The following is a 15,795-nucleotide window of genomic DNA, read 5'->3' as shown; positions in this document are numbered from 1 at the left end:
CAAAAATACTGCTTTAATATTAAATAGGGAGGATAATTAATTCAGAATGCTCTACCCTGATTTCACGGTAACAATTCTGAAGCCACTCTGGACCCAAAGTACAATAAAAGGAGGAAAAATTTAAAGTGCGTTCTTGCCATTTATTTCCGGGATGAACGGTTTCAAATAAATTCTTTGTGCGATTCAATTTTTCGCTCTGCTTAATTTTCTCTGCACGCAAAAGTCTTTTCTGCATGCGTTTGAATGATTTCAGTTGACGTGTTTTCTCTGCATCCACTAAATTTCCAAAAGTAACATCTGTTTTCTTTGCAGATTCTTTCAATTTCTGGAACTGCTGTTCAAGTTCATTTTTCTGTTGATTTAGCAAAGTAAGAATGTCATGATCTACCAGTAAAAGTTCTTTGGAAACTTGATCTAAATCTCGAAAATAATCATCTCTATTTAAACCAAGAGTTTCAGTTTTATCTAAAGTTTTTTGGTTTAACACCAAAACTGAGGCACGCGGAATAAGAATAGGAAATGGAATATTAATTTTTGCAAAATAATCCTTTAATTCTAACCAATACATAATCTCTGCATTACCCCCAATGTAGGCTAAATTAGGTAGTACAACTTCTTGAAAAACGGGACGCAGCAAGGCATTTGGACTAAAACTTTCTGGAAATTGTTCTAATGCTGAGAGCAATTCTTCTTTACTAAAGGATTTATCTTTATCAACAAGGATAAATTGATCATTTTCAAAGGCAATTCGATCTCTTGTTTCTGTGAGGTAGAACAAATTTATTTCGCGCGGATTCACTTGAACTTTTCCGTATCTCCCTACTAAGAAATCAATAGTGTCTTTGGTTGATTCAAAAACAGTTTGATGCAGCAATTCTTCTTTGAAAAGCGATTTCATCTGCATTTTTAAATCTCTGTTGTCTCCATCTAGAACAAGTAAACCATATTGTGAAAATAGTTGGTGTACGATGATTCTGGTTGCTTGTGCTAAAGTATTTCCTTCCTTATATGCCTTTTTCACTAATGCAATTAATTCTTCACCAAATGGTGAATCTTTAAATTCTTCTTCGAAAGCTGCAATAAATGGTGTGTCTTTAACTTTAATTCTACCTACTGCTCCACCAGAGTCAGCGGAAATTTCGTAGTAATTTTTGTCTGTGCTGAAATGATTAATTTCTTCAAAATCATGATCTTCTGTAGCCATCCAAAAAACTGGGATCACTTTACTTTCCAGAAAATGGGTATTTAAAAAATCCGCCAATTTTATAGTCTGTAAAATTTTGTAAATGAAAAAAGCGGGACCTGTAAATAGGTTTAACTGATGTCCTGTTGTAACAGTGAAGGTATTATCATTTGATAAAAGTTCAATGTTTTTAGTCTGAAATTCCGTTAGCTCAAATCCTTTATATTGACTTATAAAAGTGTTTGATAGAATCGCTCTTTGTTCAGCCGAAAATGTATTTTTCTTAGCTTCAAGCTGCAATTTCATATTTTCCAGATTGAAAACTGCAGTTTCAAACCCTTCAATATCTTTCGCCAAAAAATCTTTGATGAGTTGCGGAATACTCTCAATTTCTAGGAAAGGGAAATGGGTTTTATTCTTCAAATTCAAAGTTTAACTAAAAAGATACCAAACTAAACCGATATTTAAGCGGAAATCGTAAAGCGGATAATCGGGTGCAGTGAACGATTTATTTTGCAAAAAGGATGTATTGACATGTTGTGCTTCAATAAAAAAGAAAAATCTTTTCACCTGCATATTAAAATATACATCTACGATAGGTTGTCCCCCAATACTGTAAGAATTAGATCCGGGCAAAATAAATTCATTTAGAACCGGAAAGTATTCTCTAGAGGCAAATTTAGTGAAATAATATACTTTAATTCCTGCTTGTATTTCTGCTGCTTTTTTAAAAGCTTTAGACTGGAAATAAAAATTGGCTCTCCCTACAAAATTAGGCATGGGAAACAAATCTTTGTTGGCGAGGCCACTTTGAAAAAGAACTTTTGGATTCAAATGAAATTTTCCATAATTAAAGGTTGCTTCACCACCGAGCTGAGAAATATTAAGGGCAGAATTGCTTTGCTGCGCAATTCCATCTTCATTCAGATATGTGTAATTGTCAACCCGAAAATAGGTGGCGGATAATACACTTTGAAACCATTTAAGATTTACATTTCCCCCGATTTCTGTGGTCGTTTCATTCGCCGGATCTTTCAATTCATAAATAAAACGTTTGTAAACAGAAGGATTTTTCAATAAATTAAACGTGGGCGAAGAGGATTGAAAATTGACTTTGGCATCTACAAAATAATTTGGAATTGGTTCAAATTTTAACTTATTTCGAGACCTGAAAAAACTTCCGAACTCACTTCCACTCGATATTTCCAGATTTGAATTCAATTCTACCCGATCCCAAAGATTGATAAATAAATTTCCGACTGCACCTATTCTGTTTTCCGTAACCTCTTGGGAAATACCGAAAGAAGCTGGCAAAGGCTCCCCAATTCCAAACTTGATATTTTGATGTCTGATTCCCGCATCCAATTTGAATTTCTCCTGGTCCAAAAGCACACTGACCGTGTTGCTTAAGTTCTTTGAATATTTTTTAGAAGAAAGTGGATACGCGATTAAATCACCCTGTTCTTCGAAATAAAAAGATTCCGGTGATGTTTGCGAAAAGTAATATTTATTAGACTGGTGAAAAATGGTGTGCCTTATTTTAAACGGAAATTTTTCTGAAGCAAAAGGCCGGAACTCATGGCTGAAATAATACCGTCTGTAGGCAAATCTGGAATTTGAAGCAATAAGATTAACAGGCAAGTTCAAGCGGTTATTGAAATCGCTATCGCCATTCAAAAAAAGATTAATATCTTCTATCCCTCCATTCTCCTGATTATTCATATTTTGATGAAGGTAATGCGCAAAAGCTTCGTACTTGCTGTTTTTTGTCTTAAAATGACCAGAAAAAACAATGTTATTTTGAGCGGCAAGGGAATTTAAGTAAGCGCCGAGGGAACGGAGTCCCATATATTCTACTGCAAAATTAAAGTTCTTCCCAATATTCTGCGTGTAGGTAGTTTGCAAGGCTGCACCACTTTTAACTGCATTGTGATAAATGAAAGAGGTGGTCGGCGTCTTTACATCATAATATCGAACATCATCTATTCCTAAAATAAAGTAGGATTTATTGGTCGGTAATACGGCGAGATTTTTTTCCGGATTAAATTCAAAAACTAAATCTTGAAATCCAGCGCCAATATTAGCAAACTGAATCCTACCAAAATTATCTCGGTTATTGTATTGCGTGAAAATGAAGGTTTTATTTTGGGTGAAAACCGTATCGAAAATCTTTTTTTCTGTAAACTGGGTTTGGTATTTATAATCGTAGATGGTCGGTTTAAATATCTTCAAAGAATCTTTTGTTCCAGAATCCACCACCAATGTATCTTGTGGTTTTACTCGGTTAGAATCGGTTTTATTCACCACTTGTGCTTGCATGTAGAAACTGCAGCATAAAAGGCAAAGAAGAAGATATTTCATTTTTTAACTTTGAGGTACAAATGTAAGAAAAGTGCGGAAATAAAAAACCCCGTAAAATACGGGGTTCTGATATATAAAATTTAGCTTGAGTGATGAAGTTTTACCAACCTGGGTATTGCGTCATGTTCGTATTAATGTTCATCTCTCTTAAAGGCATTGGAATAACAAATATTTTGTCATTTGCAGGCACGGAGCATACAATGCTGTAACAATTGGTAAGTCTGGAAAAACCTAGATTATTTCTTTTCAAATCAAAAAAACGTTGACCTTCTGCAAAAAATTCCTTTCTTCTTTCAGCTAATATTGTTTGAATGGTGGCTTCTGTATAAGTGGACCCACCTCTTAAAGTAGCAAATGCATTTAATTGAGTTAAAGCTGGACCTGTACTACCACTTTTAAATAAAGCTTCTATTTTATTGAGGTATGCTTCAGACATTCTAAAAATCTTGATATTGTGTGCAAATGGACCTTCATCTGTATTTCTGATATACTTTCTTGTCCAAATTCCTTTCGGATCATCGGCCGCTGGTACTTGTGCAGAGGTGAACAAAGATCTTCTGATATCTGTAGTTGGGAAAGACGCATAGAAATCTTGTGTAAATAAAAATCTTTTCTTAGCTCCAATAAATTCATAAAAAGACGCTAATGAACTGTTGATCCCTGGATTTTCATTTCCGGTGAAGGTCATATTAATTTCCCAAACAGTTTCTGGTTGATTTTCCGAAACAGCCGTGGATTGAGAAGTGAAATAATTAACGTATTTGGCTCTCTCTACAAAGCTAAAAGTTCCACCGGGAGCTCCTGCATTAATCACTTGATCTGCATACTCTATAGATTTTTGATAATCGCCAGTAGAACCTCTGGTTAAATACACTCTAGAGAGCAATAATCTTGCAGCCGTTTTACTAAGAAACCCTTTATTCACTGGTGTTTCATTTGTCATGGTACTTAAGGCAGTTGTTAAATCCGTGATAATTTGATCATAGACAGCAGAAACCGTAGCTCTTGGTAACTGCAGATTTGGATCATACACTCCAAGATTTAGAGGAACACCAAATTCTTGATTCACATTGGAGGTAGGATTTGGAGAGTAAAAACTCACTGCATAGAAATATCCCACGGCTCTGGCAATTCTTGCTTCACCTTGCAAATTTAAAACGTTCGTGGTTTGAGGCAATGCAGTATTGTTAATTACCGTATTTGCTAAGATGATTCCATCATAAAGATCATCAATCATTCCGAAATCAGATACATCTGCTGACCAGTTTAAAAACCCAGTGTTTCTGTAAGATACATCTGTTGGAAGTGCAGTAATAAAAACATTATCTGAAATTAAATCTCCGAATGCTAATATATCTGCTCCAAATGCCCTGGAAGTAGAGTATTGATCATAGACCCCATTTAACAAACTCCTCATATCATTTTCACTACGGATTGCTTCAGCAATTGGAAACTGATCTACGGGTTCTTCTATAAGTCTATCTTCTGAACAAGAAGGCAAAAGCATCACTGATGTAAATGCGGTTACTATAAATAATTTTGTAAATTTCATTGTAATAAATTTTAAAAGTCTAACGAAACACCGAATGAAAAACTTCTCATAATTGGTGATGTATAGTCATAAAGTCCTTTACCCTGCCAAGATGCACCGGCTCCATTTGAATTGGCTTCTGGATCAAATGTTAGGTTTTCGTCAAAAGTATAAATCCAGAGATTTGTTCCTCTTACATACACCGTAAGATTATCTACTCCCGAATCTTTTAAGACACTGCCGAAACTGTAACTCACTTTTGCTTCTTTTAATCTGATATGATCTCCATCTCTCATCCATCTTGTAGACGGTCCTGCAGCGTTGGAAGGATTATTGAGAAGTTGAATTGGATTAGAAGCATCAGTATTGGTAGGAGTCCAACTGTCATACAGTGCATCTGTAATCTGATTATTAATTGCGGATCCATCTCCTAAAATATAATTTTGCCATCTGTTATGAACAGAATATTCAAACTGACCTGTGAAGAACGCGCTTAAACTGAATTTTTTGTATCTAAATTCACTTTTTAAGCCCGCTGTATATTTAGGAAATGGTGTTTTTCCTTGCCATACGCGCTTCGCTGTAGTTCTGTTTGTAGTAGTTGCAGTACGCGTTTCATCAGTATAGAAAAGACCGGCGCCAGTTGCGGGATCTACTCCCGCCCATTGATAAGTATAATATTCACCCAATAAATGACCTTCACTAATTGCACGCATGCTATTAGAAACGCCAGATAAATCAATTTGACCTGGGTTAGAAATACTTTCTATGGTATTTTTATTATAAGCAAAGTTCCCGTCTATAAGCCATACGAATTCTTTGTTGAAAGGCTTAATTCCAAAAGTTAGTTCAACACCTTTATTCAAAATATCACCAACATTCGTCAAATAACTATCTGGTCCACCTGCGGTTGGCGCTGTAGTATAAGCATAAATTGCATCTACTGTTTTTCTCTGATAAACGTCTATTGAGGCATTAAATGCATTTTTTAAAATGGTAAAATCTAATCCGAAATTATATTGTTTAGAAATTTCCCACTTTAAATTAGGATTACCTGGTTGCGCAATTGTAGTTGCTTGATCAGCACCGTATAAAGAAGTAGGACTCACCAAAGCCAAAGCGTTGTATTGTACATACCACTGATCTGCATACGGTATATTTCCAATTTGCCCATAATTCGCTCTCAAGGTAAGGAGATTAAAGAATTCTGGAATAAAATTCTCCTGTGATAAAGTCCAGGCTCCAGCTACAGACCAAAAATTACCATATTTTTTAATCCCTAGAGTAGAATTTCCATCTCGACGCATCTGAGCTGACAAAGAGTATTTTTTATCGTAATTATAGTTTAATCTGGAATAGTAAGAAATCTGAGTCCATTTTAAACGATCTTCTCCTGGCTGACCATATTCAGTTCCAAATGAAATGTAAGGAAGGGGTTGAGACAAATCCGTTGCTTGAGCGATAAGGGTGAAATATTTATGTTCCTGATATTCCATTCCCGCATAAGCTTGAACTTCATGTTTCTCTGCAAAAGTATTTCTATAACTGATGGAGTTATTCCAATTCCAGTCAAATGCACTGGTTCTACCCTGATAAACATACCCATTTACGTTTAAGCCATCACCGATTCTTGGATCCCAATATAGTTTTTCATCCAGCGCTTGATACTGAACTCCAAATAATGAATTTACATAGACGTTTTTCATTACTTGCAGCTCTGCATTAACAGAGGAAACAAATGTTTTGATGGAACCTTTGCTAAAATTCATCTGCTGAATTGCAAGCGGATTAAAGTTATCATTCCCGTTTCCTAAATTGGTTTGATTGAAAGATCCATCAGGATTATATGCTCCATAAATTGGAGCGATGTACCAGTTTGTAAGCCAAGGATTACTGTATGCACCACCATCTTCATACGTTTTTCTTTCTACGTTTGTAAAGTTTGCGTTAAATCCAATATTGAGTCTATCCTCAATTTTATGATCTACGGCAGCGCTTAAACTTATTCTATCAAAATTACTGTTTAAAACCAAGGGCTCATTTTCATAGAAGGAGCCTCCCAATCGGAAAGATGTATTTTCACCTCCACCAGCTGCGGAAAAGTTATACGTGTTTACAATAGAAGTTCTTCTTTGTACTCTTCTTTGCCAATCCTCATCAGAAAACCCATCATAGTTATTATCCGTGGCGAATTGCTGCTTTGCTAAATTGAGATCCGTAAAAGTACCTCCATTTACGAGCATTAAAGCTCCCCAATTCAAATATTCGTCGGCATTCATGTATTTTTGTTCGTCAAAAGCTACATCCTGTACAGACATATCACTAGACAAATTAAATCTTGTTTTTTGATTGTACCTTCCTCTTTTAGTGGTTACTACAATTACCCCATTTGCACCTCTTGCACCATATAATGCAGTTGCAGACGCATCTTTCAATACAGCAACACTTTCAATAGAGTTTGGATCAATACTGGCTAAAGGATTCCAAGATTCCATCACCTGAGAATTATCCGATCCTTTACCGACCACAACCCCATCAATAACATAAAGTGGATTCGGAGTTCCAATTAAGGATCCTACCCCTCTGATGGTAATTAGATTGGTAGAACCAGGATCACCTCCGTTTGTAGAAAACGTCAAACCGGCTACTCGCCCATTTAAAACCTCATCAATGGAAGCTACTGGTGTAGACTCAAAATTTGCTTTGGATACTACAGTGTAAGAACCCAGCTTTACGGCGGGATCAAGTTTAATTCCTCCTACCAAAACAATTCCTTCAATTTCTTTCGTCTTTGTAGTGGTATCGCTTCTCTTGGTATTTTGAGCCATCAGCGAATGCCCTGCAAAGAATAATACGCCGATACTTATAACTCGTAAATTTAAATTCATATTAATACTATTTAAATATTTTAATACCGCAAATATGTTAATTTAATTTAACATATCCAAACTAAAATTCCCAAATCAAGAACATTATTTTTGAAACATTAACAATCAAATAGTTTTTTGAGGTTAAATTTTTAAAAATGATAATGTTTCACTGCTAATACTTCTGAAATCATTAATAACGATTTAAAAGATCAAAATCGCTTTCTTAAAATTATGTAAGAATTTTTTAAATAGAAAAACCGCCATTACTGGCGGTTTTTTTATAATGAAAATATAATTTGAGTTATATCTCTTTTAATGAACACATTTAGAGTTCATTTTGTATTACTAATCCTTGTGAAGCATCAATTTCTGCCTGTGGTAATAACCACGTCCATCTTTTGTCTCCTGCTGGAACTGTTAGTAAATTATTAGTTACCACTGAAGAGTGATTTGCACCCGTTCTGTCTAATGGTAAATTCAGTCTCTTAAGATCCAAGAATCTGAAACCTTCACCCCAAAGTTCTATTCTTCGGCTGTTCATGATTTCTTCTACATAGGCTGCTCCTATAGTAGCTGCTCCTGCATAAGCTGGATTTCTATTTTTTTCGAATTCATTGAAAACGATTTTAGATGGACCATCCTGGCTGCTTCTTGCTAAAGCTTCAGCTTCAATCAAGTACATTTCTGCAGCTCTCATAAAAGGAATATCTCCCAAACTGGTACTGTTATCAGTTGCTCCTGCATTATTGGTAGACAAAAATTTCTGAGAGGTGTAAGGAAATTTAGAGTAAGTTGTAGGCAATGCCAACGCAGTATGAGCTCCAGTTGGATCTACAACCTGTGTTCTTACATCTGTAGCAGGGAATTTATTGAACAGTAATCTGTTCATCACCTTCGGTGCCTGACGGATTTGAGATGAGTTGTAGTTTCTTGACATATATGCCATGAAATTACCAAAGAAATCTGATGTTACTTCTGTCGGTTTGTAACCCCACATCCATTCAGCATTAGAGAAATTGTTAAATCCAGCTTTGTACGTGGTATTGTTCATTAAGGTAAATCCTGCTCTCGCTTCTTTCGCAAAAGTTGCTGCTTCTGGATATCTGCCTTGAGTTAATGCTACTCTAGCCATCAAACCTTTAATTACATTTACATTAAAGTGTGATTTATCTGCTCTTGTTTTTCCTGTTAATAAGGTTAAAGCTGATGTTAAATCATTGTTGATTTGCGTATACACTTCATCTACCGTATTCCGAGGAATCGCATCAAAAGAATCATCTAATCTTAAAGGAACTCCAAGCTGCGAGTTTGCAGTACCGGGAACATATCTCTTAGCATAGATTTGAACCAACATAGAATAAGAAAAAGCACGGAAAGATAAAATAAGCCCATAAAAAAAGCCCGCAATAATGCGGGCTTTCTATTTATATAAAAAAATTATTTCAATTTTTTCTTCACAGAAACCTCTTCATAAACTTCTAGAATATCACCGGTTTCTATATCGTTGTATCCTTTAATGTTCAATCCACATTCATAACCTTTGGTTACTTCTTTCACATCATCTTTGAAACGTTTTAAACTTTCCAGTTCTCCTTCAAATTTTACAATTCCGTCTCTTAACAATCTGATTTTCGAATTTCTGGTTACTTTTCCGGTAAGAACCATACAACCTGCAATGGTTCCCACTTTCGTAATTTTGAAAGTTTCTCGTATTTCTACGTTACCGATTACCTGTTCTTTAATTTCTGGAGAAAGCATTCCTTCCATCGCTTCTTTCACCTCATCAATTGCTTTGTAGATAATAGAGTAGGTTCTGATTTCGATTTCTTCTTTATCTGCCAGTTCTTTTGCATTTACACCAGCTCTTACATTAAATCCGATCATAATCGCATCCGATGCTGCTGCTAAGAGTACATCAGATTCAGTAATCTGTCCAACTCCTTGGTGAATAATATTTACGCTAATTTCTTCCGTGGACAAACTTTGTAACTGATCAGATAGTGCTTCTACAGAACCATCCACATCACCTTTCAAGATAATGTTCAATTCTTTGAAATCACCAAGAGCAATACGTCTTCCTAACTCATCAAGGGTAAGGTGTTTCTTGGTTCTTACGGATTGTTCACGTTGCAGTTGCTCTCTTTTCGTAGCAATTGTTTTCGCTTCTCTTTCGTCCTCAAATACTCGGAATCGATCTCCGGCAGTTGGTGCGCCATCTAATCCCAGAATTGTTACTGGAATTGAAGGTCCTGCAGATTCCATCGGTTTCCCTCTTTCATCAAGCATCGCTTTCACTTTACCGTGGTTTTTACCGGCCAAAACATAATCACCCACTTTTAGCGTTCCTGCCTGAACAAGAATAGTTGAGATATATCCTCTTCCTTTATCCAAAGATGCTTCGATGACAACTCCACTGGAATTTTTATCTGGATTTGCTTTAAGATCTAGCATTTCTGCCTGAAGTAAAACCTTCTCCAATAAAGCGTCCATGTTGTTACCAAATTTCGCAGAAACTTCCTGCGATTGTACATTACCACCCCATTCTTCTACTAAAATATTCATGGTAGAAAGTTGCTGACGGATGTTATCTGGATTCGAGTTTGGCTTATCAACTTTATTAATTGCGATAATCATTGGAACTCCCGCAGCTTGTGCGTGAGAAATTGCCTCTTTCGTTTGTGGCATTACATCATCATCTGCTGCAATTACAATAATCGCGATGTCAGTAATCTGAGCACCTCTGGCTCTCATTGCCGTAAATGCTTCGTGACCTGGAGTATCTAAGAACGTAATTCTTTGATCGTTTTCCAACTTCACATTATAAGCTCCAATATGCTGTGTAATTCCACCAGATTCACCAGCGATTACATTTGTTTTTCTAATATAATCGAGTAAAGAGGTTTTACCGTGATCTACGTGACCCATTACGGTTACGATTGGTGCTCTTTGTAATAAATCTTCTGCAGTATCTAAATCCTCTTCCATTGCGGATTCTTCTACATCTGCATCTGAAAATTCTATGGTGTATCCAAATTCATCCGCTACAAGCAATAAAGTATCTGCTTCTAAACGCTGATTCATGGTTACCATTACTCCTAATGAGAAACATGCAGAAATCACTTCAGTAGGACTAACGCCCATTAAAGATGCTAATTCGCCTACGGTAATAAATTCTGTTACCTTAAGCGTTCTGTCAGCTGCATCAAGTTCATCTTGACGTTCATCTTGTTCTCTTCGGTAAACTCTTTTCTCTTTTCTATATTTTGCCCCTTTATTTTTACCGCCTTTGCTGGTTAATTTTTCTAGGGTTTCTTTAATCTGATTTTTAACCTGCTCATCTGTTAATTCTACAGGCATAGATGGGGCTCCTCTTCTTGATCCACCCGGTCCAGAAGGTCTGTTATTTCCACCTTGATAACCACCGGGTCTGTTTCCACCTGGTCCTGGAGGTCTATTCCCACCGGGTCCTGGAGGCCTGTTTCCGCCGGGTCCACCTGGACGATTTTGGTTTGCACCTGCTGCTGCGGTATTGCTTCCGGGTGCAACTGGTTTATCAATTCTTTTTCTTTTTTTCTTCGCAGCTGCACTATTTGCAGAAGGTTTTTTCGCAAACTGCGATAAATCTACGGTCTGCTTCAAAATTTTAACGCCTCCTAATTTTTGGTAAACCGTCTCAATTTTATCAGGTTCTGCAGAGTCAGCAGTTTTTGGCTCTTCTACTACTGGAGCAGGAGTTTCCTCTTTTGCAGGAGGAACAATCACCTCTTTTTCTTCTACCTTTTCCGCAGGTTTGTCAGCTTCTTTTTTAGGAGCAGCTGGTTTAGAAGATTTTGGTTTGTTGCCTTGAATCTGAGATAAGTCAATTTTATCCAAAACTTTAAATTCCTGCTTTTCCGAAGCGGCAGTAATTACCGGTTCTACCGCCGGTTCTTTCACTTCCGGTGCAGGTGGTATTTCTACTACTTCAGCAGCTTCTTGCTTTTTAGGATCAAGATCTATTTTGCCTAGAATTCTGGTTTCAGGTCTTACGTTTGCTTTGGCTCTTATTACTTCCGGTTGTGCGGGTTCAATCTCCAATTTTTCTTCGGGGACTTTAGTAATAACCACCTCATGCGAAGCTTTCCTCTGTTCACTATCCTTCGCGAACTCAGCTTTTAGTGCAGAATATGCCGATTCTTCCAATTGAGCGTTTGGGTTTTTTTCCACCTCGATTCCTTTGGACTGCAGAAATTCTACCATCCTTGTCATCGAAATATTAAATTCCTTAACCGCTTTGTTTAATCTAATTTTTGGCATGTATATTTTATACTTTTTATTTTAATTTTTGTAAAGTTAAATTATTTAATTTTACTTATTATTTTTATTGAAGTTATTCTTCAAATTCAGCTTTCAAAATTAACTTAACTTCTTCAATGGTTTCTTCTTCTAGATCTACCATTTTTAGCAATGCTGCCGTTTCTTTATCCAGAATACTTTTCGCAGTAGTTAATCCCACTTTTTGGAATTCTGCAATGATCCAGTTTTCTATATCTCCTTCATCTGATCCTGCAAATTCTTTCAATTCTACATCATCATCTTCACTTGCTTCTCTGTAAACATCGATTTCAAATCCACTCAACCAAGACGCCAAACGAATATTTTGACCTTGTTTACCAATTACTCTAGAAATTTCATCAACTGGAGTATAGACCAACGCGTAATTGGTTTCCTCGTTGATTTCAATTTTATTGATGGTTATATTTCCTAAAGCTCTTTTGACCATAATTTCCGGGTTTTTCGACCATTGAATTACGTCAATATTTTCATTTCTTAATTCACGAACAACACCATGAATTCTAGATCCTTTTACTCCAACACATGCTCCAACTGGATCAATTCTGTCATCATAAGCATCTACCGCAATTTTTGCTTTTTCACCAGGAATACGCACTACTTTTTTCAAAATAATTGTACCGTCTTGAATTTCTGGAATCTCTAGCTCTAACAATTTTTCCAAAAATTTAGGAGCCGTTCTAGAAACGATGATCTGAGGTTTTGCTCCTTTGAAATCAACACTTTCTACAATTGCACGAATATTTTCTCCTTTCTTAAAGAAATCTGAAGGGATTTGGTTTTCTTTCGGTAAAATAAATTCATTATCCTCATCATCTAATAAAATGACATGTTTGTGACGAATATGGTGAACTTCTCCAGTTACTATTTCTCCAATTCTATCTCGGAACTGTTCATATAACAAAGCGTTGTTGTGTTCCTGAAGTTTAGTAGCTAAAATCTGCTTCAACGTAAGGATACTTCTTCTTCCTAATTGCGCGATTGGAATTTCTACCGTAAAATCTTCTCCAACTTCAAAAGTGGGATCAATTTTTTTCGCTTCAGAAATTTCTATTTCCAAATCATCATCTTCAGACATATCATCTTCCACGATGGTTTTATTCAGAAATATTTGAAAATCCCCTTTATCTGGATTTACAATCACATCAAAATGATCATCAGAATCAAATCTTTTTCTCAATAGCGTTTTCAATGAATCTTCAATAATCGCCATCAAGTCAATCTTGCTGATATTTTTATCTTCTTTGAAATCGCCAAATGCTTCAATCAATGCTAAACCGTCCATTTATCTTCTTTTTTATCTAAAGTTAAAATTTTATCGCAACAAGTGCTTTCTTAATGTCGGTGTAGAGAATTTCTCTTTCTTCCACTACATCTACTTTTCCTTTCCCAATATCTTTGGGCTTTCTGTACTTCAAAATCAAGGTGATTTTATCTTCTTCCACTTTTAAAAGTTCGCCTTCTACTTCGGTAGAATCATTTAACAAAATCTCAATTTCTCGTCCAAGATTTTTATTAAACTGTCTCTCTGAAGATAGAGGTTCGCTTAAACCCGCACTCATTACCTGCAAAGCAAAGTCATGTTCTTCCCGATCCAAATTATTTTCTATAGCGCGACTTGCATCTAAACAATCCTGTAAAGTCACTCCATCATCACCATCCAAAATCACTGTAATGTCGTCTGCTGCGGAAAATTTAAGGTTTATGAGAAATAAATCTTCTCTTTCTGCCAAAAATTCTTGTAGTAATTCTTCGACTCTTTTTCTAAATTCCATACTTTTCTTTTTGAGTTACGAAAAAAGGCATTCTTGCGAAGGCCTTTTCATTGTTTTCCGTAATTCCGATGCAAATATACAATATTTTGATAAATCAACAAAATTTGTATAAGCTGCCATTAATTGTTGATTCACTTTAAGTAAAATAAACACAGACAAAGTCATGGAACCAAAAATTGGCATTTAACTATCGGAAAACATTAACGCTTACTTAAAGAAGGGTAGGGAAATTTTTTCGCCTTTTCAAAGTATTTCTAAACATATTAAGCTCCATCCAAAACCATTCTCAAAATGAATGAGAAAAGGAAATTTCACAACTGCAACCAATAATTTCTGCCCAACCACCCATGCAAGAAATTCTCTATATTTGCATCAATTTCTAAAAACTCAAATTTTGAATATTACGATTGTTGGTACAGGTTACGTAGGTTTAGTTACGGGAACTACTTTGGCAGAATTAGGCAATACTGTTTATTGCGTGGACATTGATGCAGAAAAGGTAGAACGCATGAAACAAGGTCATGTCCCAATTTATGAACCTGGTTTAGAAGAAATGTTTTTAAGAAATATTCAGGCAAGAAGATTATTTTTCACCACCAATCTGGAAGAAACTTTACCGAAAAGTGACGTTATTTATTTGGCTTTACCGACTCCACCGGGTGAGGATGGTTCTGCGGATTTATCCTATGTACTCTCGGTTTCTAACCAAATTGGAGATTTACTCACGGATTATAAAGTCATAGTCAATAAATCCACGGTTCCTGTGGGAACTGCGGATAAAGTTCGGGAAACGATCGCTGCAAAAACGAAAATTCCTTTCGACGTAGTTTCTAATCCAGAATTTTTGCGGGAAGGATTCGCGGTGGAAGATTCTATGAATCCCGCAAGAGTAATTGTTGGAAGTGAATCTGAACGTGCAAAAGAGGTGATGGCGCAAATTTATCAGCCTTTCACAAATATCGGAATTCCTATAATTTTTATGGATGAAAAATCTTCGGAACTGACGAAATATGCGTCTAATTCTTTTCTGGCAGTAAAAATAACCTTCATGAATGAAATTGCCAATTATTGCGAAAAAGTAGGAGCTGATGTGGATAAAGTTCGCCTCGGAATGGGTTCTGATGACAGAATTGGCCATCGTTTTTTATTTCCCGGGATCGGTTACGGCGGAAGTTGTTTCCCGAAAGATGTGAAAGCTTTAATCAGATCCGGTAAACAAGAACATTTCGATTTTCAAATTTTGGAAGCGACGGAAAATGTGAATCAGGCGCAAAAAGTGATCTTGGTTTCGGAAATTGAAAAATATTTTGGCGGAAATGTTCAGGGCAAAAAAATTGCGGTTTGGGGTTTGGCTTTCAAGGCGAATACGGATGATATTCGGGAAGCTTCGTCCTTGGATAACATTGAAAAATTATTAGATAAAGGAGCTTTAATTACCGCTTATGATTCTATCGCAGAAGAAAATGTAAGAAAAATTCTGGGCGATAAAATTTCTTATGCGAAAGATATGTATACCGCTTTAGAAAACGCAGACTGCCTTTTGATCGCCACAGAATGGAGCGAATTCAAAAATCCAAATTTCAAGATGATGGCAGAAAAAATGAATAATAAAGCGATTTTCGACGGTAGAAATATGTTTGCTTTGGAGCAAGTAGAGAATTCTGGTTTCTTTTACAAATCAATCGGAAGGAAAACATTGGGCTAAAGTCAAATTGAAATTTTTCTGAACAAAAACACATGATT

The 15,795-nt window shown here is 36.1% G+C and carries 9 protein-coding genes; 1 reads left to right on the top strand and 8 read right to left on the bottom strand.

All coding sequences use genetic code 11. The annotated features are described in order from the left end of the window. Positions 1–19: 19 nt before the first annotated feature. The 8 genes from bshC to rimP form a co-directional block, all read right to left on the bottom strand. Positions 20–1,606 carry a bacillithiol biosynthesis cysteine-adding enzyme BshC gene (gene bshC, locus RCH13_RS07655; RefSeq protein ID WP_326986649.1) on the bottom strand — a complete coding sequence of 529 codons (1,587 nt, stop codon included), beginning with the start codon at positions 1,604–1,606 and terminating at the stop codon, positions 20–22. Positions 1,607–1,615: 9 nt separating this feature from the next. Beyond that, complete coding sequence (locus RCH13_RS07650; protein ID WP_326986648.1) at positions 1,616–3,544, bottom strand: putative porin; 1,929 nt, start codon at positions 3,542–3,544, stop codon at positions 1,616–1,618. Between the two features lie 100 nt (positions 3,545–3,644). Beyond that, positions 3,645–5,096, bottom strand: a complete 1,452-nt coding sequence (locus RCH13_RS07645) for a RagB/SusD family nutrient uptake outer membrane protein (RefSeq protein ID WP_326986647.1) — start codon at positions 5,094–5,096, stop codon at positions 3,645–3,647. Between the two features lie 11 nt (positions 5,097–5,107). Beyond that, entirely contained in the window at positions 5,108–7,963 is a 2,856-nt protein-coding gene (locus RCH13_RS07640; RefSeq protein WP_326986646.1) for a SusC/RagA family TonB-linked outer membrane protein, read from the bottom strand. Positions 7,964–8,270: 307 nt separating this feature from the next. Beyond that, positions 8,271–9,329, bottom strand: a complete 1,059-nt coding sequence (locus RCH13_RS07635) for a RagB/SusD family nutrient uptake outer membrane protein (protein WP_326986691.1) — start codon at positions 9,327–9,329, stop codon at positions 8,271–8,273. 53 nt (positions 9,330–9,382) lie between these two features. After that, positions 9,383–12,241: a translation initiation factor IF-2 gene (gene infB, locus RCH13_RS07630; protein ID WP_326986645.1), complete on the bottom strand. Its 2,859-nt coding sequence runs from the start codon at positions 12,239–12,241 to the stop codon at positions 9,383–9,385. A gap of 73 nt (positions 12,242–12,314) precedes the next feature. Continuing rightward, on the bottom strand, positions 12,315–13,562 hold the full coding sequence (nusA, locus tag RCH13_RS07625) for a transcription termination factor NusA (RefSeq protein WP_326986644.1): 1,248 nt from the start codon (positions 13,560–13,562) through the stop codon (positions 12,315–12,317). 22 nt (positions 13,563–13,584) lie between these two features. Continuing rightward, on the bottom strand, positions 13,585–14,052 hold the full coding sequence (gene rimP, locus RCH13_RS07620; RefSeq protein WP_326986643.1) for a ribosome assembly cofactor RimP: 468 nt from the start codon (positions 14,050–14,052) through the stop codon (positions 13,585–13,587). 394 nt (positions 14,053–14,446) lie between these two features. On the opposite strand from rimP, the gene RCH13_RS07615 reads away from it, so the two are divergent. After that, positions 14,447–15,757, top strand: coding sequence for a UDP-glucose dehydrogenase family protein (locus RCH13_RS07615; protein ID WP_326986690.1), 1,311 nt, complete (start codon positions 14,447–14,449; stop codon positions 15,755–15,757). Positions 15,758–15,795 lie beyond the last annotated feature (38 nt).

Source organism: Chryseobacterium sp. MP_3.2 (assembly GCF_035984805.1).
Lineage (GTDB): Bacteria > Bacteroidota > Bacteroidia > Flavobacteriales > Weeksellaceae > Kaistella.
This window is presented reverse-complemented; position numbering and strand designations above follow the sequence as displayed.

Excerpts from the sequence above, each read along its gene's own strand:
- rimP (WP_326986643.1), bottom strand. The coding sequence starts at position 14,052 with ATGGAATTTAGAAAAAGAGTCGAAGAATTACTACAAGAATTTTTGGCA.
- nusA (WP_326986644.1), bottom strand. The coding sequence starts at position 13,562 with ATGGACGGTTTAGCATTGATTGAAGCATTTGGCGATTTCAAAGAAGAT.
- RCH13_RS07640 (WP_326986646.1), bottom strand. The coding sequence starts at position 7,963 with ATGAATTTAAATTTACGAGTTATAAGTATCGGCGTATTATTCTTTGCA.
- RCH13_RS07650 (WP_326986648.1), bottom strand. The coding sequence starts at position 3,544 with ATGAAATATCTTCTTCTTTGCCTTTTATGCTGCAGTTTCTACATGCAA.
- infB (WP_326986645.1), bottom strand. The coding sequence starts at position 12,241 with ATGCCAAAAATTAGATTAAACAAAGCGGTTAAGGAATTTAATATTTCG.
- RCH13_RS07645 (WP_326986647.1), bottom strand. The coding sequence starts at position 5,096 with ATGAAATTTACAAAATTATTTATAGTAACCGCATTTACATCAGTGATG.